Annotated in this window: 17 protein-coding genes and 1 tRNA gene; 12 read left to right on the top strand and 6 right to left on the bottom strand. The window is 28.7% G+C overall.

Features of this window, described 5'->3' with window-relative positions:
- The first annotated feature begins 15 nt into the window (after nucleotides 1–15).
- The 8 genes from G507_RS0111200 to G507_RS0111165 all read left to right on the top strand — a co-directional run bounded on the left by G507_RS0111200 (nucleotide 16) and on the right by G507_RS0111165 (nucleotide 5,535).
- Nucleotides 16–1,155, top strand: coding sequence for a 1-acyl-sn-glycerol-3-phosphate acyltransferase (locus tag G507_RS0111200; RefSeq protein ID WP_026717556.1), 1,140 nt, complete (start codon nucleotides 16–18; stop codon nucleotides 1,153–1,155).
- A complete protein-coding gene (locus tag G507_RS0111195) occupies nucleotides 1,142–2,173 on the top strand; it encodes an asparaginase (protein ID WP_026717555.1) in 1,032 nt (343 codons plus the stop codon). Before G507_RS0111200 ends, G507_RS0111195 begins: the two co-directional genes overlap by 14 nt.
- Before the next feature lie 71 nt (nucleotides 2,174–2,244).
- Nucleotides 2,245–2,332 (top strand) — tRNA-Ser (locus G507_RS0111190).
- 76 nt (nucleotides 2,333–2,408) lie between these two features.
- Complete coding sequence (locus G507_RS0111185) at nucleotides 2,409–3,218, top strand: MotA/TolQ/ExbB proton channel family protein (RefSeq protein WP_026717554.1); 810 nt, start codon at nucleotides 2,409–2,411, stop codon at nucleotides 3,216–3,218.
- Between the two features lie 26 nt (nucleotides 3,219–3,244).
- Nucleotides 3,245–3,670 (top strand): hypothetical protein, encoded by a 426-nt coding sequence (locus tag G507_RS0111180; protein WP_035666121.1) that lies wholly within the window; start codon nucleotides 3,245–3,247, stop codon nucleotides 3,668–3,670.
- Between the two features lie 4 nt (nucleotides 3,671–3,674).
- A complete protein-coding gene (locus tag G507_RS0111175; RefSeq protein ID WP_026717552.1) occupies nucleotides 3,675–4,295 on the top strand; it encodes an ExbD/TolR family protein in 621 nt (206 codons plus the stop codon).
- 13 nt (nucleotides 4,296–4,308) lie between these two features.
- Nucleotides 4,309–4,785: an ExbD/TolR family protein gene (locus G507_RS0111170; RefSeq protein ID WP_026717551.1), complete on the top strand. Its 477-nt coding sequence runs from the start codon at nucleotides 4,309–4,311 to the stop codon at nucleotides 4,783–4,785.
- Nucleotides 4,786–4,860: 75 nt separating this feature from the next.
- Complete coding sequence (locus G507_RS0111165; RefSeq protein WP_026717550.1) at nucleotides 4,861–5,535, top strand: porin family protein; 675 nt, start codon at nucleotides 4,861–4,863, stop codon at nucleotides 5,533–5,535.
- On the opposite strand, the gene G507_RS0111160 is transcribed toward G507_RS0111165, so the two are convergent.
- From G507_RS0111160 to G507_RS17395, 5 genes are all read right to left on the bottom strand, one after another.
- A complete protein-coding gene (locus G507_RS0111160) occupies nucleotides 5,530–6,027 on the bottom strand; it encodes a hypothetical protein (RefSeq protein ID WP_157496593.1) in 498 nt (165 codons plus the stop codon). The genes G507_RS0111165 and G507_RS0111160 overlap by 6 nt on opposite strands.
- Before the next feature lie 119 nt (nucleotides 6,028–6,146).
- Nucleotides 6,147–7,604, bottom strand: a complete 1,458-nt coding sequence (rpoN, locus tag G507_RS0111155) for an RNA polymerase factor sigma-54 (protein WP_026717548.1) — start codon at nucleotides 7,602–7,604, stop codon at nucleotides 6,147–6,149.
- Between the two features lie 111 nt (nucleotides 7,605–7,715).
- On the bottom strand, nucleotides 7,716–9,161 hold the full coding sequence (gene asnS / locus G507_RS0111150; protein ID WP_026717547.1) for an asparagine--tRNA ligase: 1,446 nt from the start codon (nucleotides 9,159–9,161) through the stop codon (nucleotides 7,716–7,718).
- Nucleotides 9,162–9,191: 30 nt separating this feature from the next.
- Nucleotides 9,192–11,609 (bottom strand): efflux RND transporter permease subunit, encoded by a 2,418-nt coding sequence (locus G507_RS0111145; protein ID WP_026717546.1) that lies wholly within the window; start codon nucleotides 11,607–11,609, stop codon nucleotides 9,192–9,194.
- Between the two features lie 187 nt (nucleotides 11,610–11,796).
- On the bottom strand, nucleotides 11,797–12,132 hold the full coding sequence (locus G507_RS17395; protein WP_051191649.1) for a helix-turn-helix domain-containing protein: 336 nt from the start codon (nucleotides 12,130–12,132) through the stop codon (nucleotides 11,797–11,799).
- A gap of 100 nt (nucleotides 12,133–12,232) precedes the next feature.
- Here G507_RS17395 and G507_RS0111135 point away from each other — a divergent pair, with 100 nt between their 5' ends.
- From G507_RS0111135 to G507_RS0111120, 4 genes are read left to right on the top strand one after another with little or no spacing between them, the layout of a single operon-like run.
- Complete coding sequence (locus tag G507_RS0111135) at nucleotides 12,233–12,937, top strand: hypothetical protein (RefSeq protein WP_026717545.1); 705 nt, start codon at nucleotides 12,233–12,235, stop codon at nucleotides 12,935–12,937.
- An 8-nt stretch (nucleotides 12,938–12,945) separates the two neighbouring features.
- Entirely contained in the window at nucleotides 12,946–13,668 is a 723-nt protein-coding gene (locus tag G507_RS0111130) for a hypothetical protein (protein ID WP_026717544.1), read from the top strand.
- Nucleotides 13,649–15,151 (top strand): nitrilase-related carbon-nitrogen hydrolase, encoded by a 1,503-nt coding sequence (locus G507_RS0111125; protein WP_026717543.1) that lies wholly within the window; start codon nucleotides 13,649–13,651, stop codon nucleotides 15,149–15,151. Before G507_RS0111130 ends, G507_RS0111125 begins: the two co-directional genes overlap by 20 nt.
- Nucleotides 15,135–15,992 (top strand): hypothetical protein, encoded by an 858-nt coding sequence (locus G507_RS0111120; protein WP_026717542.1) that lies wholly within the window; start codon nucleotides 15,135–15,137, stop codon nucleotides 15,990–15,992. Before G507_RS0111125 ends, G507_RS0111120 begins: the two co-directional genes overlap by 17 nt.
- Here G507_RS0111120 and G507_RS0111115 read toward each other — a convergent pair.
- A complete protein-coding gene (locus G507_RS0111115; RefSeq protein ID WP_026717541.1) occupies nucleotides 15,989–18,472 on the bottom strand; it encodes a DUF5686 family protein in 2,484 nt (827 codons plus the stop codon). The two genes, G507_RS0111120 and G507_RS0111115, sit on opposite strands and share 4 nt — an antisense overlap.
- Nucleotides 18,473–18,528 lie beyond the last annotated feature (56 nt).

Here is an 18,528-nt window from a genome sequence, read left to right as displayed (position 1 = left end):
AATTAAAATTAATACATGTCAAAGTTTGATGCTATTCGACCTTTTTATGATAGTGAAGTAAATAATGCTTTAAAATCTTCATTAAATCATCCTATGATGAAAGCGTTAATGGATTTTACGTTTCCAGATTTAGAGGATGAAGTTTGGAAGGCTAAATTGATTGAAACACATTCCATTAGAGACTTTCAATGTAATTTTATCTATAAATCTGTACAAAAAGTTTTAGAAAAAAGTTCAGATGGATTATCTACTTCAGGATTTGAAAAACTTGAGCCTAATACCTCATATCTTTTTATTTCTAACCATAGAGATATAATTTTAGATACCTCTTTATTAAATGTAGCCTTATTTGAACATGGCTTAACAATGACAGCTTCAGCTATTGGAGATAATTTAGTCAAAAAAGCATTTTTACTTACTCTTTCAAAATTAAATAGAAATTTTGTAGTACAAAGAGGTCTTTCACCAAGAGAGTTATTAGGAAGTTCTAAAAATCTTTCAGAGTATATCGCTCAATTATTATTGCATGAAAATCGATCGGTTTGGATTGCTCAGCGTGAGGGAAGAACAAAAGATGGAAATGACATGACTAATACTGGAGTTTTAAAAATGCTTTCAATGGGTTCAGATGAAAAAGACATCATGACCTATTTTAAGAAAATTAAAGTTGTTCCTGTTTCTTTATCATATGAATATGACCCAACTGATGCACTAAAAATGCCTCAACTTTTAGCAGAAGCAAAACAAGAAATATACATTAAGGAAAAAAATGAAGACTTTATTACTTTATTAAGTGGAATTATCGGACAAAAGAAAAGAATTCATATTCATATTGGGGATATTTTAGATTCAGAAATTGATAAAATTACAGCAATAGAACAAAATCCAAATAAACAAATACAATTGTTAGCTCAAGAAATTGATGATTCAATATTGCAATCCTATAAATTGTGGCCAACAAATTATATAGCTTATGATATTCTTCATAATTCAACTCAGTTTGAAAAAAACTATACTATTGAAGAAAAACAATTGTTTCAAAGAAGATTAGAATTGCGAATAGATGACAATTCGGCTGTATTAAAAGAAGGATTTTTAGCTATGTATGCTAATCCAGTTGTAAACAAATTGAAATACAATAATGCCGCAGTCTAAACCTAAAATTTTACTTATTTATACTGGTGGTACTATTGGTATGATTAAAGACTATGAAACAGGAGCCTTAAAAGCATTTGATTTTAAAAAATTATTAAAAAGAATTCCAGAATTGCAATTGTTAGATTGTGAAATTGATACAATTTCATTTGAAGAGCCTTTGGACTCATCAAATATCAGTATACAAGATTGGCAGAATATAGCTTCAATTATAGAAGATAAGTATGAGTCTTTTGACGGATTTGTTGTTTTACATGGTTCTGATACGATGTCTTATAGTGCGTCAGCTTTGAGTTTTATGCTCGAAAATTTAGCAAAACCTGTTGTTTTTACGGGTTCACAATTACCAATTGGAGATTTAAGAACGGATGCAAAAGAAAATCTGATTACAGCTATTCAGACAGCATCACTACAAGACAAAGGAAAGCCGGTTTTTAATGAAGTTTGTTTATATTTCGAATATAAATTATACAGAGGAAATCGTACTACAAAAATAAGTGCAGAACATTTTAATGCGTTTGCTTCACCAAATTTTCCTGAATTAGCTGAATCGGGTGTACATTTAAAAGTAAATAGAGAGATACTTTTAAAAAATAAGGGCAATAAAAAGTTAAAAGTAAATAAATCATTTGATGATAATGTTACTGTTTTAAAGCTTTTCCCTGGAATTAGTAAAAATGTTTTATCATCAGTATTAAAAACGCCAAATCTAAAAGGAATAATCTTAGAAACTTATGGTTCTGGAAACGCTCCTACATCAGAATGGTTTATTTCTGAGTTAGAAAATGCAATAAAAAATAATATTTGCGTTATCAATGTCACGCAATGTAGTGGGGGAAGTGTTAACATGGGGCAATATGAAACTAGTACACAATTAAAAAACATAGGAATAGTCTCAGGAAAAGACATTACTTCCGAAGCTGCTATAACAAAATTAATGTACTTATTAGGTCAAAAAGTGACGCCTAAAGTGTTCAAAACCATTTTTGAAACACCGTTAAGAGGAGAAATGACATAAAAATAATGAACAAAATTTTCTCACGTGAAATTTTTTATGTTATTTAGCAACTTCAAATTCAGTTCTCCATTGGAGAGGTGTCCGAGTGGTCGAAGGAGCATGCCTGGAAAGTATGTATACTCCAAAAGGGTATCGAGGGTTCGAATCCCTTCCTCTCCGCACAAACAATTTGTAAATTAATAAATATTTTATACTTTTAACCAAATTAACTAATTAAATTTTAAGAACAAGAGCAATGAAAAGATTATTTTCTATTTTAGCAATCACAGGGATTATGGCTTTCGGAAGCGTACAAGCACAAGAGGCTACAGATTCTACAGGAGCAGCACAAACACAAGTTGAAGATGTTGCAGCTCAAGCAGACGAAGCAAATGCGGTAGCAACTACAGTTGAAGAAGATGCACCAGTTGCAGAAGTTTCGTTTACCCAAAAATTAAAACAACGTTTTGTTGAAGGTGGACCTGGATTTATGGGAATCGTATTATTATGTTTAATTTTAGGTTTAGCAATTGCTATCGAAAGAATTATTTACTTAAATTTATCTACTACAAACACTAAAAAATTAGTTGCTGATGTAGAAGATGCTTTAAAATCTGGTGGAGTTAACGCTGCAAAAGAAGTATGTAGAAATACTGCTGGTCCAGTTGCGTCTATTTATTATCAAGGTTTAGACAGATATGAGCATGGAGTTGATTCTGCTGAAAAAGCTGTTGTAGCTTACGGTGGAGTTCAAATGGGACAATTAGAGAAAAACGTTTCTTGGATTTCATTATTTATCGCTTTAGCACCAATGTTGGGTTTCATGGGAACTGTAATTGGTATGATTGAAGCTTTTGATAACATTGAATCTGCGGGTTCTATGGAGCCATCTTTAGTTGCTGGAGGTATTAAAGTTGCCTTATTAACTACAGTATTTGGTCTTGTTGTTGCAATGATACTTCAAGTATTTTATAACTACATTACTGCAAAAATTGATTCAATCGTAAACGACATGGAAGATGCTTCTATCAGTTTAATCGATATGTTATCAGACTATAAAAAATAATAACCTATAAATAATATATAACTGTTATGAATTTACATAAAGTAATCAAAATAGCAGCTCTTGTTATAGCAGTACTAAGTTTAGTGTTTTTAGCACTAATAATGGCTAGTAGTGATGCGGTTAACAGCAGTTGGATTTCACCCCTTATATATTTATCTTATGTAATTCTATTTGCATGTGTTGCAGTAGTTTTAATATATGTATTTAAGAATTTATTTACACACAAAGAAGCATTAAAAAGAGCAATGATAACTTTAGCAATTTTTGCTGTAGTTTTAGTATTGTCTTATATTTTTGCAGATGGTTCAGATGTGTACAATGTAAAAAAAGAATTATTGGTTTCAGGAAGTGCCTCAAAATTAGTAAGTACAGGTTTAACTATGACTTATATTTTAGGTGCAGTTTCTGTTGGATCTTTATTCTTCTTCATGTTTAAAAACGCAAAAAAATAATAGTATGGCAAAGAAAAGAGGTACGCCACCAGAAGTAAATGCAGGCTCTATGGCAGATATTGCCTTCTTATTGCTTATCTTCTTTCTGGTTACTACAACTATTGGAGTAGATCAAGGGATCAATAGAAAATTGCCACCAATGCAAGACGAACCAGATGTTCCGCCAATTAATCAACGTAACATTTTAACGGTTTTAGTTAACATGAACAATCAGTTGTTAGTTAACGAAGAACTGATGGATCTAAAGGATTTAAGAGAAAAAGCTGTTAGTTTTTTGGAAAATAATGGTGATGGAACTTGTTCTTATTGTGAAGGAACAAAAGACGGGTCTTCATCAGATAATCCAACAAAAGCTGTTATTTCATTATCTAATGATGCAGAAACTACTTATGAAACTTATATTGCTGTGCAAAATGAATTAGTTGCAGCTTATAATATTTTAAGAAACAGAGAAAGTGTTAAGAAATATGGTATTACTTTCTCAGAGTTAGAATACATATACAGTGATCCAGCATCAAAAGGGGATTATTCAGACAAAGAACTAGAAAAGGTTGGGGAAAAAGTTAAATATATTCAAGAATTATTTCCTCAAAGACTTTCAGAAGCAGAACCAAAACGTAACTAATAAATTTTAGAAAATGTCTAAATTTAACAAGAAAAAATCGGGCGACATGCCAGCAATTTCAACAGCATCTTTACCAGATATTGTATTTATGCTATTGTTTTTCTTTATGGTTGCTACTACTATGAAAGATAGTGATTTAATGATAGAGAATAAATTGCCAAAAGCTGATCAGACATCTAAATTGTTTAAAAAAGAGTATGTAATGTATATTTATGCTGGTAAGCCTAGCGAAAGATATCAAAGTACTTATGGTAGCAATGCCAGAATACAACTAAATGACAGATTATCTAATGCTAATGACATTCAAAGTTTTGTTACATCAGAAAGAGCAGCTAGAAACTCTGATGCAGAACCATATTTAACCGCTTCATTAAAAATTGATAAAGATGTAAAAATGGGTTTAGTAACAGATATCAAACAAGAATTAAGAAAAGCAGAACAATTAAAAGTTAATTACACAACTACGCAAGGTAGTGTTACTACTAAATAATATTTTTGCTGTAATAAAAATTAAAAGGTGTCCATTTGGATGCCTTTTTTTATTATTTTTATAAAAAATTAGAACGTGAAAAACTTATTGTTATCTTTTTTTATTCTCTTTACTAGTGTAGTATTTTCTCAAGAAGATATAAACATAGACGTTGATTCTTTGTATAGAGAAGATCAAATGTATGCAACTTTTTCGTTGAATCTTGTGCAGAATAGACCTGCTGGTTTTAGTAAGCACTCGTTATCTTCTGGATTATCCGTTGGTTTTCTACGTGACATGCCTTTTAATAAAAAGAGAACTTGGGCAATTGCTGCTGGTTTAGGGTATTCATATAATAATTTAAAGAATAATATTAAAATTGATAATTCAAGTAATACTTTAAATTATACAATAGATAATACTTTCGATAAAAATAAATTAGTTCTGCATCAATTGGATTTACCAATAGAAATTCGTTGGAGGAACTCAACTTTTGAAAGTCATAAATTTTGGAGAATATATGGTGGCTTTAAAATTTCTTATTTATTTGCTGACAAATCGGTTTTTAAATCATCAACTGAAGACATAACCGTCAGAAACAACAATGATTTATCTAAAATTAAATATGCAACTTATTTGTCTGTAGGAAATAATACGGGAAATATTTATGTACAATATTCGCTTTCCCCAATTTTTAAAGATGTTCAGTTGAACAATAAAAAATTAGAACTTAGCTCTTTAAATATTGGATTTGTTTTCTATATTTTATAAATAAAATTGCCACAAAATTATTTGAGAGAGTATTCCTATCATAGAACCAGTAAAAAGTTCTATATAATCATGAGACTTCATATATAATCTTGATGAAGCTACGGATCCAACAAATAATAAGAACAAAGCGATTAACGGAAGGATTGCAACATTCAAATACACATATAAGCTTACTGTAAAGGCTAACAAAGAACAAACTCCAATCATATGTAAACTTACTTTAAAGTTTATAAAAGTTAGCATAAAAGCTATTGTTGATGATATTAATCCACCTATCATGAAATAGTATATTGCTGGTAAATCTTCTATAAAACCACTAAATTTTAATAAAATAAATAAAAATAGTGCTTGAAGCAATATGGGAAACTTCCTTTCATTGATTGTTGCTTCTGTAAATGACTTTATGTAACCAGTTGCCTTTAGTAAATAATAAATGGATAAAGGCAACAACATAGTCAATATTATAACTTGAATTAATAATACTAAGGACAAAGAATTAAGTCCTAAATCAGATAACCATATATAAAGTATAACCCCATAAAATGTAATAAATATGGGATGAAATATATAAGAAAATAAAGGGAGTATTTTTTTTAAATCCATAGTTGGAGTTATATCTTCTTACGCAAACGAGCAACGGGAATATCTAATAATTCTCTATATTTTGCAATAGTTCTTCTAGCAATTGGGTATCCTTTTTCTAATAACAATTCAGCTAATTTATCGTCAGGATAAGGTTTCTTTTTGTCTTCGTTTTCAATAACTTGTTGTAAGATGTTTTTAATTTCAATTGTTGAAACTTCTTCTCCTTGATCATTAGTCATAGATTCACTAAAATAATCTTTAATAAGTTTTGTCCCGTAAGGTGTATCAACATATTTACTATTTGCAACACGAGAAACCGTAGAAATATCCAATCCAACTAAATCAGCAATGTCTTTCAAAATCATTGGACGAAGTTTTGTTTCATCACCATCTAAAAAGAATTCTTCCTGATAATGCATAATTGCATTCATAGTCACAAATAGAGTTTCACTACGTTGTTTTATAGCATCAATAAACCATTTAGCTGAATCTAATTTTTGTTTGATAAACTGAACAGCATCTTTCTGAGAATTTGATTTTTCGCTTGTATCTTTATAAGTCTTCAACATGTCTTGATAATCCTTAGACACATGAAGTTCTGGTGCGTTTCTTCCGTTTAAAGTTAAATCTAATTCACCTTCGATAATTCTAATAGTAAAATCTGGCACAACATGTTCTGTCATTTTAAGATTTCCACCATACGAACCACCTGGTTTTGGATTTAATCGTTCAATTTCATCAATAGCTTTTCGCAATTGGTCTTTAGAAACATCAAATTTTTGAAGTAATTTTTCGTAATGTTTTTTAGAAAAAGCATCAAATTGATCTTCAATAATATGAGTAGCTAAATCGATAGATTCGTTTGGTGTTTTGTGTTTCAATTGAAGCAATAAACATTCTTGCAAATCGCGAGCTGCGACACCTGAAGGTTCTAATTCTTGCACTATAAGCAGAATGCGTTCAACCGTTTTTTCATCAGTGTAAACACCTTGTGTAAATGCCATATCATCAACCATATCTTGAATAGTCCTTCTGATATAACCCATATCATCAATACTTCCTACAAGAAATTCGGCAATATTTCGTTCTTCATCATTAAGGATAAACGTATTCAATTGGTTGATTAAATCTTGATGAAAACTAATTCCAGCAGCGATTGGTCTGCTTTTATCTTCATCATCATCACTATAATTATTTGCCTGATATTTATAATCAGGTGTTTCGTCATTGCTTAAATATTCATCAATATTGATGTCAGTTTCAATTCTTTCGTTATCATCATCATAATCGTCAGAAGAATCATTGAAATCATCATCATAATCTTCTACTTCATCTTTTCCATTTTCTAAAGCCGGATTTTCAACTAATTCTTCTTCTAAACGTTGTTCAAAAGCTTGCGTAGGCAATTGAATTAACTTCATCAACTGAATTTGTTGTGGAGATAATTTCTGTGATAATTTAAATTGTAAACTGTGTTTAAGCATTTTATAGTTACGGAGTAACTAAGCAACAAAGTGGCTAAGTTTTCTCGTGTTTATGGATTAAATTTAATCATTTTTTTAATACTTTCTAACTTTGCGACTTAGTTACTAATATTAAAATTCTGCGTTTTGTGGCGTTCTTGGGAAAGGAATTACATCTCTAATATTCGACATTCCAGTTACGAAAAGAACTAAACGTTCAAATCCTAATCCAAAACCTGAATGAACTGCACTTCCAAATTTTCTAGTATCTAAATACCACCATAATTCTTCTTCTTCAATTCCTAAAGCGTGCATTTTTTTCACTAAAACATCATAACGCTCTTCTCTTTGTGAACCACCAACAATTTCACCAATTCCTGGAAATAAAATGTCCATTGCTCGAACAGTTTCTTTCCCTGGTTCAGTATTATCGTTTAATCTCATGTAGAATGCTTTGATATTTGCAGGATAATCAAACAAAATTACTGGACATTTAAAGTGTTTTTCCACTAAATAACGTTCGTGTTCACTTTGTAAATCTGCTCCCCATTCTTTAATGATATAATTGAATTTACCTTTTTTGTTTGGTGTCGAATTTCTTAAAATATCAATCGCTTCAGTATAAGAAACACGTTTGAAGTTGTTTTCTAAAACGAAGTTTAATTTTTGCAACAAACTCATTTCACTTCGATCAGCTTGAGGTTTTGATTTTTCTTCATCCAATAAACGTTGTTCAAGGAAAGCTAAATCATCACCACATTTATCAATGGTATATTTGATTACATTTTGAATAAAATCTTCCGCCAAATCCATGTTTGCATCTAAGTCATTAAAAGCTACTTCTGGTTCAATCATCCAAAATTCTGCTAAATGTCGCGAAGTATTTGAGTTTTCTGCTCTAAAAGTTGGTCCAAAAGTATAAACTTGACCTAAAGCCATTGCATATGTTTCAGCTTCTAATTGGCCAGAAACCGTTAAGTTTGTTTCTTTTCCAAAGAAATCTTCTTTATAATTTACGTTTCCTTCTTCTGTTCTTGGAGTTTTATCGAAAGGCAAAGCAGTTACTTTAAACATTTCACCAGCACCTTCAGCATCACTTCCTGTAATAATTGGTGTGTTTACATAAACGAATCCTTTTTCTTGAAAGTAGTTGTGTACTGCAAAAGATAGTACAGAACGAACTCTCATAATAGCACCAAAAGCATTTGTTCTTACACGTAAATGGGCATTTTCTCTTAAAAATTCAAGAGAGTGTTTTTTGGGTTGAATAGGATATTCTTCTGGATTTGAATCACCTAATATTTTGATTTTAGTAACCTGAATTTCTACGCTTTGTCCTTTTCCTTGACTTTCTTGTAAAATTCCAGTTACTGAAACAGCAGCACCAGTTGTAATTCTTTTTAATGTTTCTTCTGGTGTGTTTTCAAAATCGACAACACATTGAATATTATTGATCGTTGAACCGTCATTCAACGCTATAAATTGATTGTTTCTAAATGTTCTAACCCAACCTTTAGCTGTTACTTCGTGTAGTGTTTTTGTGCTGTTTAAAAGGTCGATAACTTTAGTATGTTTCATTCTTTTCTAATTTAATTATAACTGTAAAAATTAATCTTGATTTATTATTTCATCATCTTCATGATTTTCTGATAAAATATCTATTGTTGGTTCTATAAATTCTTCTTTGTTGGCAATTGTTTTTTCTAAAGATAATAATAAAGCTGGTAATAATACTAAATTAGAAATCATGGCAAATAATAACGTTAGAGCAACTAAACTTCCTAAAGCAATTGTTCCTCCAAAACTAGATAGTGTAAACACTGAAAAGCCAAAGAATAATACTACAGAAGTATAAAACATACTCACACCAGCTTCTTTGATGGAATTGTAAACTGATTTTTTTATGCGCCAATTGTTTTGTTTTAATTCTTGACGGTATTTTGCTAAAAAGTGAATCGTATCATCAACGGAAATTCCGAAAGCAATACTAAATACTAAAATTGTAGAAGGTTTAATCGGAATTCCTAAAAAGCCCATCAAACCAGCTGTCATAATTAAGGGCAATATATTTGGCAATAAAGAGACAATTATCATTTTAAAGGAGCGAAATAAATAAGCCATTAAAAGTGAAATCAAAATGATGGCAAATACTAATGATAAAACTAAATTGTGAACCAAATAATGTGTTCCTTTTTCAAAGACAAATGCTTTTCCTGTTAAAGTGACTTCGTATCGTTCTTTCGGAAATATTTTATCAATTTTTTCTTGAAGTCTTTCTTCAATCTTAGCCATTTTATCGGTTCCAATATCTTTCATGAAAGTTGTTACACGAGCATATTGTCCGGTACTATCAACATAACTTTTTAAAAGATTTTCACTGTTTTCTTGCGTTGAATTTTTAACATAAGTCAATACAAAACCTTCTTCTAATTTGCTAGTTGGCAATTCGTAATAGTCAGGATTACCGTTATAGTAAGCTTGTTTGGCATATTTAACCAAATTAACAATAGAAACGGGTTTTGATAATTCGGGAATCTCTTCAATTTCTTCTTGAAGTTTATTAATTCGTTTCAAAGTAGCCGATTTCATGGCGCCTTTTGGTTTTTTGGTGTCAATCATGATTTCTAGTGGCATTACACCATCAAATTCATTTTCGAAGAATAAAATATCTTTAAAGAAAGGTGCTTTTTTAGGCATATCTTCAATAATACTTCCCGAAACTTTTATTTGATTTATTCCAATAATACCTAAAACCAGAACAATTATGGCAGTTGCAAATACAGCAATTCTGTAGTTTTTTATTACGTTTTCAATCCATTTAATGAATGAATTCATGTAGTTTTTACCTAAATGTTCCAGGTGTTTGTCCTTTGGTAAAGGCATATAACTATATATAATTGGAATAATAATTAAACAAAGTATAAATAAGAAAACAATGTTTAATGACGCAACGATACCAAATTCAGTCAATAATTTACTATCCGTAAACATGAAAGTAGCAAAACCAGCTGCTGTAGTTAGGTTAGTCATTAAAGTAGCATTTCCTACTTTTGAAATTACACGTTGCAAAGATTTTGCTTTGTTACCGTGCAGTTTTATTTCTTGTTGGTATTTATTTATTAGAAATATACAGTTCGGAATTCCAATTACAATGATTAAAGGTGGAATAATTGCTGTTAAAACGGTAATTTCGTAATGCAATAAGCCTAATGTTCCAAAAGACCACATTACACCAATAATAACAACACACATAGAAATTAATGTGGCTCTAAAACTTCTAAAGAAGAAGAAAAATAGCAATGATGTAATTAATAAAGCTGCACCTACGAACAATCCAATTTCATCAATTATGCTTTGTGCATTTAAAGTTCTAATGTAAGGCATTCCAGAAACGTGCATGTCAATACCAGTTTCTTTTTCGAAAGCATCAATTTTTTCTTGACTGAAATGTTTGAAAACAAAATCTTTACGAGCTGAAGTATTTACTATTTTTTTATCGATATAAATGGCAAAACGAACAGCTCCAGTTTTTTTATTAAATAACATGCCTTCGTAAAAAGGTAAATCATTAAAAAGTTCTTTTTCTTTTTGCCTAACATAAGCATCAGTAATTGACTTTTTGTTTACAAAAGGAACGAGATTAAATTTTTGAGCAATAGTGTCTTTTGAAAGAACTTGTAAATCTTCAATGGAAAGTGTTAAGTCAACCGCTTTATCAGTTTTTATTTCATCTACAAAATCGTCCCAAATCTTAAGATTTTTAGCTGTAAAAAAGGTTGAATCTTTAAATCCTACTACGATTAAATTTCCTTCTTCCCCAAACTTATCTAAAAATGATTGGTATTGTTGGTTTACTTCATGATTGTCTGGAAGTAAGTTGGCTTCTGTAAAGGTAAAACGCATGTTTTTCCATTGAAAACCCATAAAAACGGTGAAAAGCCCAACTAATATTAGTAGCGCAACTCTATTACGTAAAATTCGTCCTGCAATATAATTCCAAAAACGACTATTTAGCCATTTAAACATTTTCTAAAATTTAGTCTGCAAAGTTACGTATTATTGATTAAATAGTTCGTTTTCAAACCAAAGAATTACAATAATTTAAAGCCCTAAATCGAGATTATAAGAAATCTTAATAGCAATGTTATCGTCAAAGTTAGCTAATTGATAATTTCCATAGCGATAAAACATTCAAAAAAGCTAATCTTTTCAATTATCTTGAAATCAATTTTTCAACTAAATTGGTAAGTTTTTCTAAGCCTTCAGCTAACTTTATTATTGCTTCTGTTGAATCAACTTTTACATTTGAACCAGTAATTACATTAATGTTGTTATTGCCAATATAAATATTTGGAATGAAAGACAATAATTCTTTTAATTCAACATTAAAAAATTCAGATATTTTTACAAGATTTTCTGTTTTTGGTATAGCTATATCACTTTCCCATTCACTATAAGAACTTTGTGAAACACTTAACAAGTTAGCAACTTCGGATTGAGATAACTTTCTTTTTAATCTCTCTTTTATTAATGTTTTTCCAATACTCATTTTTTAAGTTATAGGTGTGATGATAAAAATTATAGGTAAAGCTAAGATAATAAAAAAAATGATTAATTAAGTTTGAATTTGTAAATTTAAAAAAAAACACATGAGAAAATTCAAAAGCCTTAATTTGATAATTGTATTTCCTATTGCTATTGTAGGAATATTTTTTTTATCAAGTTTTTTTAAACAGCCACCAGAAGCATATCCAAATTGTCAAATTTCTGAGCAAAGAGATGGAAAAATCACTATTTTGTTTAATGGGTCTACAGTCAACCCTTATAGAAACGCTAATAATGTGAGTTATATTCCAAACCCAGACTTAAGATTCGGCAACGTACCTGGGCAAAATATGTTTGATCCAACTAAATATTTATGTGAAGTACAAGTTACTTCACCTAGTTGCCCAAGTTTTAATTGGGTGAGGTCGTTAGAGAATAGTTCAGGAACTAATAACATGGACATAAAATTGCCACCAGAAAATTTTGAAGCTGTTATAAAAATAACTTATTATGAGAGAGGTGAAAATTCTGCCACAACAGATTTTAATAAACCGGTACCCAGCCCTATTGGTAATTATCAACCAGGTGGTGTTATGCCTTATTCAAGGGTTGTTTATGAATTTGAACAAACTTTTCAAGGATGGGTAAGTGGAAATGTTAGTCAACCAATATATTTAAATCCTTCATATAATCAAGGTTATACTATAGATTCTTCGGGTATGCTTGAAATGAATTCAGGTAAAACCACATTAGGAGACATGAGTGGTTTAAACGCTTATATTGATTTTAATTTTGATTTTAATCCTTAAAAAAAATTATGAAAAACACATTAAAATTTTTAACAATTTTCGCAAGCTTATTTTTAATAATATCTTGTTATGGCGAATATGATACATCTGATTTAAAAGAATCAGAAATTAATTTTAGGCAATATTTAATAGATATGGCACAACTAAAGGGAAAAGGTACTGTTTTGTTACAAAGCAATGAGTTTGAGACTACTCAGAAAAACCCTGTTAACATTAATATATCTGAAAGACAAGGAAATGAAGGAGGATTAAAATTATTTAATAATAATAACCAAATCATTAATATTCAAGAGTGTAATAATAGTTTAGAATTAAAGAAAAATTTATTTGGTTCAAATTTGAAATATCAAATTGAAAATCAAATTACTGAAATATACTTTCCTAAATTAATACAATTAAATTACAATGAAAAAAATTTACAAGTTGGTTCTACCATTAATTGGAATATAGATCAAAAAAACAAAAAGGGTGTAATTGTGTTTTTAACATATTCGCCAATTGGACAAACAGATTTGGAAATGATGCTTGACAACAATAAGTTCATTTCAGATGGTCTTGCAACTTTAGACAATGGTTCATATACTTTTACAGAAGATGATTTAGAAAGATTTCCAAAAGGAGCAAGTTTGAGTTTAAATATATTAAGAGGTAATTATATAATTAATGAAATTGAAAAACCTTCATTAATTGTCTTTAGTAAAGTAAGCAAAAATGTTGTTTTGGAAAAGTAATCTTATTTATGCAGAAAGAAAAGAGGGTAATTACACTAATAAGCGTAAATTACCCTCTCTCTTTTTTGATTTTTCTCTTCTTTTTCTAACAGTATTTTTATCATGGAATTATATTGGAATTTTATTTATCTATTTTTTATTTCGATTATTCAAAGATATAGATAAATATAGGAATTCAAGTTTTAAAACTTTTTTCTCAATTTCTTTATTATACATTTTTATCTGGCATCTTGGTGTTTTATTTTGGATGTTTAATATAGAAGAAGGGATATACGCTTTTTTTTTAAGTTTTATTTATTATTTTTCCCCTTTCACATTATATTATTTTATAAATAAGTATTTGAAGAAATGTTTATTTGCTTTTATTCCTATTTGGATTTTATTTGAATTTTTTTTAGACTATTTAGACTTTACTTTTCCGTGGTTGATTATTGGCAATTGTCTTTCAAATTCCAAATTTTTACCTCAAATTTATGAGTTAATAGGTAGTGTTGGAGGTAGTTTTATATTATTAATTTTATCCTATTTTCTTTATAAAAGCAAAAATTTTAAAGCAAAAATTTTATATTCAACACTTTTTATAAGTGGATTGTATATTTTTGGTATTTATAGCGTTTTCGGAAAAGTAGATAATTCAACTACCATAAAATTAAATTATTTAATTTTTGATCCTGAAAAATTCTACAAAATAAATAAATATATTGACAATGAAGAACTTGCTTTTTATTTAAAGAAAAAAGTAGATTATTTTAACGTAGATAAAATTTTGTTGCCAGAACAGGCTTTTAGATCAATAAGTTATAAAAATTTCGAAAACACTTTAGTTTATGATTATTTAAAAGCTATTTGCAAAAAAAACAACACAGAAATTTATTTTGGTAGTACGGGAGTATTAGAAAAAGGTAAAATTTCAAATATTGTTGTTTTATTTAACGAAAGACAAATGTTAATTAAAACAAAAGATAAACTTGTGCCATTTTCAGAATACATTCCAAATTTTATGAGAAAACTATTTCCTAAAAGAATATCTTATGATTATATAGATAATGATGATTTAAAGACTATTAAGGTTTTATCAAAAGAATTGCCTGTCATTTGCTATGAGATAATTTCTTCTAACTATGTTTCAAAAAACATAGATAATATTAATTTGATATGTCTTTTAACTAGTGAAAAATTTTTTAACAATTCTTTTTTTGGGGAAAAGCAATATGATAACATTATAAAACTAAGGGCTATTGAATGTAGAAAACCAATAATAAAGGCTTCAAACACTGGTTTGAGCTACTTTATGGATAAACATGGTGTTATAATCAAACAAAGCAATAGGGAATTAACTTTATTTGAGATTAATGTTAAAAAAAACGGATATTTAGACAAAAGTTTATATTCCAGTTTTGTTTCAAAATATTTTTTCATTCCAGTTTTACAATTATTAACTTTACTAATCTTAATTTTAATTAAAAATGAATATAAAACATAAAATAACAATACTTGTATTAGCTTTTCTTTCAAACAGCTATTCACAGCAAAATAAGATTGAATTCGGGGCTTACAATGTAGGTCTTGGGGGTTTTGTAGGTGGAATAGGAGCGTTAATTAATAATTCTAAAAATGAAAAACCTTTAAAGGTATTTGCAAATGGATTTTTAAAAGGTTCAATAGGTGGTGGTTTTGTGCATTTGAGTAAATTAAGTATTGGCGAAATTGCTATAAAAGAAAAATATGAGTATAGTTGGTTAGCAAAATTAAATAATTCGATAGGTACTTCTATTATAGAAAATGCTTCTTTAAATAAGAAAATGTTTTCTAAACTCCATATCAATATAGGTTTTAATAGAATAGAATTGTATCCAAAAGAGCAGTTTAGAGTCAAATACAAAATTATGCCTGTTTCATTTTTATTTACCTCTTATATAGCACTTACTAATGATTTTGAATTTAAAAAATCAATAGCTTCTGGAGAATTTATTTTTTCAAGTGATAATAATAAAATTTTCAAGAATGAATATAATGGTTACACATTTGGCACATCAATTGTTTTAAATAAAAATAACATTAATGCAAAAGATACTTTTTCGCATGAGATTATTCATGTTTATCAATATTATGATTATAATTTTGTAAATTCGTTTATGCATAAACCAATTAAAAAATTGTTTTCTGATTCAAGCTTTTTCAGTAATGACAAGCTCTTTTATTATGACTTTCAATCACCAATTATTAATAGTTTATATTTAATTGAATATCAAAAAGAAAAATATTATGATAATTTTTTTGAAAAAGAAGCTGGTTTTTATAGTAATACTCTAGGAGATTTTTAAAGCCCTAAATCAAGATTATAAGAAATCTTAATAGCAATGTTATCGTCAAAGTTAGCTAATTGATAATTTCCATAGCGATAAAAGGCAACCAAGCCAAATCCTTTAAACAGTTTATTGCATTCAATGCCACTTTCAAAAAAGCCTTTTTCTAAAGATTTAAAGGGTAAGCCAATATGGTTTTCAGGATTATTTATGGTTCCAAAAGCCATTCGTGTTACAACTGTAAATTCAGGATTTAGTTTATAGCCAATATTAACTCTATTAAATGTATGTTTTAGTTGCATTGAAACATATTTATCAGAGAAAAACTCATTGTAATACATGGTTTCAAAACTGTTTTTACCTGCAAAAGTTATTCGTTTTAAAATAGCATCTTTATTTAAATTATTTGGTGCAATTGCATATAATTGTGTCAGAGGAATATCGCCAAAAGCTATACCTGTTTGAAAGAGAAAGGAACTTTTTTGACCAGATAAAAACTGAATTTCATAAAAAGTTTTAAAATCAATTTTAGTAAAGTCAAAATTATTTCCCAATATTTCTGGGATAGTTTGTGTTATTTGTAAAGAGAATTTAGGATGTCTTTTTTCGATTTCAATTTTACCCAAAGGTGTTTGCATATAACTACTAAAAGGATTCCATTGAATAGCAAATTGAGCAGATGTTAAATTATAATTAGAAAAACTTTGCCCGTTGTTGAGAAAAGTATAATCAAATAATGGAGTTATTTCGCTTTGAGAAATGGAGAAATAAGCAGCTGTTTTAGGTAGAATTTTACTTTCAATAAAAGCAGAAGAAATTCTATTGTTATAAAAAGTAGAAATATTAAAAGGTCTTGGATCATAAACACGAAATCTCCTTGAATCTGTAGCAAAAGTAGTTTGACCAATTTCGCTAACATCATCAATAAATGAAAGACTAAGCCATGTTTCATCTAGTTTATTTAGCAGATATGATGGAGTAATGCCATATTTAATACCTTCATCTTTAAAGCCATACGCACCATAAAAAGCAACTTTGTATTCTTCTGAAACTTTATTATTTGTAACAGCTCCAAATCCTACTCTAAAACCTTCATAATTGTTGTATTTTAAAATACTTCTCAAATCCAAATCAACATAACTTATAGGCAAATAACCATTAATTATTTTTTTTCCTAAAAATATTTTACGCTCAATATTACTCGATTGAGACAAACTGTCTAATGAAGTATAGGTTTTCATTTTTCGAATATCAACAGTGTCTTTTGCAATTGAATTCCAGTATTTTTCCGATTTTTTTAAACTACTTTCAGGAACATATACTTTAATTCCGTCAAAGTTGAGCTTTACGGGTTCGTTTATTTTTATGTCAAAAGGAGTTGATTCTATTATTAACACAGTTCTGTCTGATGCATTGTTGTCTAATCCTTGTTCTAAACTAGATCTAAATTTCATCGTACCACCAAGAATGTTTAAATCTTCTGAATTACTTCCTTTACTTAAAATAATTTTTCGTTTTTCTGGGAACCAAATGTTTTCTTTTTTAAGATAATTGAAGGTATAAGTCGCGTTTACATTCACAATTCCATAAATTCGATAATAGGCTTTTGCAATCGAAAAATTCTCTGCATCAACATACAATAAACCTCTTAATCTATTGGCTCTTAGTTTTTTTGGTTCAAAATAAATGCGATATACTTTTCGACTTTGAATTTCGGTTGAATCTAATAAATGATATGTATATAATTTTCTACCATAATTGGAAATTGGATTCTGAAGAGGTATTTCTAAAAGTTCAAAAGGATTATCATAAACGGAATAAGAAATTAGTTTTAAGCCTAAAAATTCGTACAAAGGTTCTTTAAAACCAGCCATACGAGTAGCCAAAACTGTTTCTTTTGAAGTGTTTTGATTATGTTGAATTAAATTGACTTTTTCAGTTTGATAAATATGACTTTCTTCAACTAATTTTTTGAATTTGTAGTTTGTAGAATCAAGTTTTAAAATTTGTTTGCCAAAAAGATTTCTTTTGTAAATTTTATCGATTTCTCCAGAAATACTATCAGGATTTGCAGTTACTTGAATGTATTCGTAATTTTTATATTCGTAAGAATCTAGCGCTTTTTCTGGTTGCGTATTTTTTTTGTTTTCGATTACTTTTTTAACGATATGATTTACTTTATTAAGCGAATAATATTCGTTTTTTATTTTATTGATGTCTTGTGTTAATTTAATGATGAATAATTTTCCATCATTTAAAGCATAAGCAGGTTTTTCATAATAGCCTTTGTAGCGTATGTATAAAGGTGTTTTGAAATCCGTAATTTCTAATGAAAATTTACCTTCCCAATCAGCAAAAACAGTTGTTTTGTCGTAAGTTATTTTTGCGAAAGCAATTGGAATTGTAGTATCAAAATCGATAACTTGCCCTTTGATTTTTGTTTGACCAAAAATAAAGTTTGTAAGTAGTAGTAAAAATAAGAGATATGAATATCGCATTTAAAAAGTTTCGATTGAATACAAAGATATTTAAAAAAGAAAGTCCTGATGTTAAT

The sequence above is a fragment of the Flavobacterium gelidilacus DSM 15343 genome (genome assembly GCF_000422685.1).
GTDB classification, from domain to species: domain Bacteria; phylum Bacteroidota; class Bacteroidia; order Flavobacteriales; family Flavobacteriaceae; genus Flavobacterium; species Flavobacterium gelidilacus.
Note: the sequence above shows the minus strand (reverse complement) of the source record. Positions and strands in the feature narration are given on the sequence as shown.

Excerpts from the sequence above, each read along its gene's own strand:
- rpoN (WP_026717548.1), bottom strand. The coding sequence starts at position 7,604 with ATGCTTAAACACAGTTTACAATTTAAATTATCACAGAAATTATCTCCA.
- G507_RS0111175 (WP_026717552.1), top strand. The coding sequence starts at position 3,675 with ATGGCAAAGAAAAGAGGTACGCCACCAGAAGTAAATGCAGGCTCTATG.
- G507_RS0111120 (WP_026717542.1), top strand. The coding sequence starts at position 15,135 with ATGAATATAAAACATAAAATAACAATACTTGTATTAGCTTTTCTTTCA.
- G507_RS0111130 (WP_026717544.1), top strand. The coding sequence starts at position 12,946 with ATGAAAAACACATTAAAATTTTTAACAATTTTCGCAAGCTTATTTTTA.
- G507_RS0111200 (WP_026717556.1), top strand. The coding sequence starts at position 16 with ATGTCAAAGTTTGATGCTATTCGACCTTTTTATGATAGTGAAGTAAAT.
- G507_RS0111115 (WP_026717541.1), bottom strand. The coding sequence starts at position 18,472 with ATGCGATATTCATATCTCTTATTTTTACTACTACTTACAAACTTTATT.
- G507_RS0111125 (WP_026717543.1), top strand. The coding sequence starts at position 13,649 with ATGTTGTTTTGGAAAAGTAATCTTATTTATGCAGAAAGAAAAGAGGGT.
- G507_RS0111135 (WP_026717545.1), top strand. The coding sequence starts at position 12,233 with ATGAGAAAATTCAAAAGCCTTAATTTGATAATTGTATTTCCTATTGCT.
- G507_RS0111185 (WP_026717554.1), top strand. The coding sequence starts at position 2,409 with ATGAAAAGATTATTTTCTATTTTAGCAATCACAGGGATTATGGCTTTC.
- G507_RS17395 (WP_051191649.1), bottom strand. The coding sequence starts at position 12,132 with ATGAGTATTGGAAAAACATTAATAAAAGAGAGATTAAAAAGAAAGTTA.
- G507_RS0111170 (WP_026717551.1), top strand. The coding sequence starts at position 4,309 with ATGTCTAAATTTAACAAGAAAAAATCGGGCGACATGCCAGCAATTTCA.
- G507_RS0111180 (WP_035666121.1), top strand. The coding sequence starts at position 3,245 with ATGAATTTACATAAAGTAATCAAAATAGCAGCTCTTGTTATAGCAGTA.
- G507_RS0111145 (WP_026717546.1), bottom strand. The coding sequence starts at position 11,609 with ATGTTTAAATGGCTAAATAGTCGTTTTTGGAATTATATTGCAGGACGA.
- asnS (WP_026717547.1), bottom strand. The coding sequence starts at position 9,161 with ATGAAACATACTAAAGTTATCGACCTTTTAAACAGCACAAAAACACTA.
- G507_RS0111195 (WP_026717555.1), top strand. The coding sequence starts at position 1,142 with ATGCCGCAGTCTAAACCTAAAATTTTACTTATTTATACTGGTGGTACT.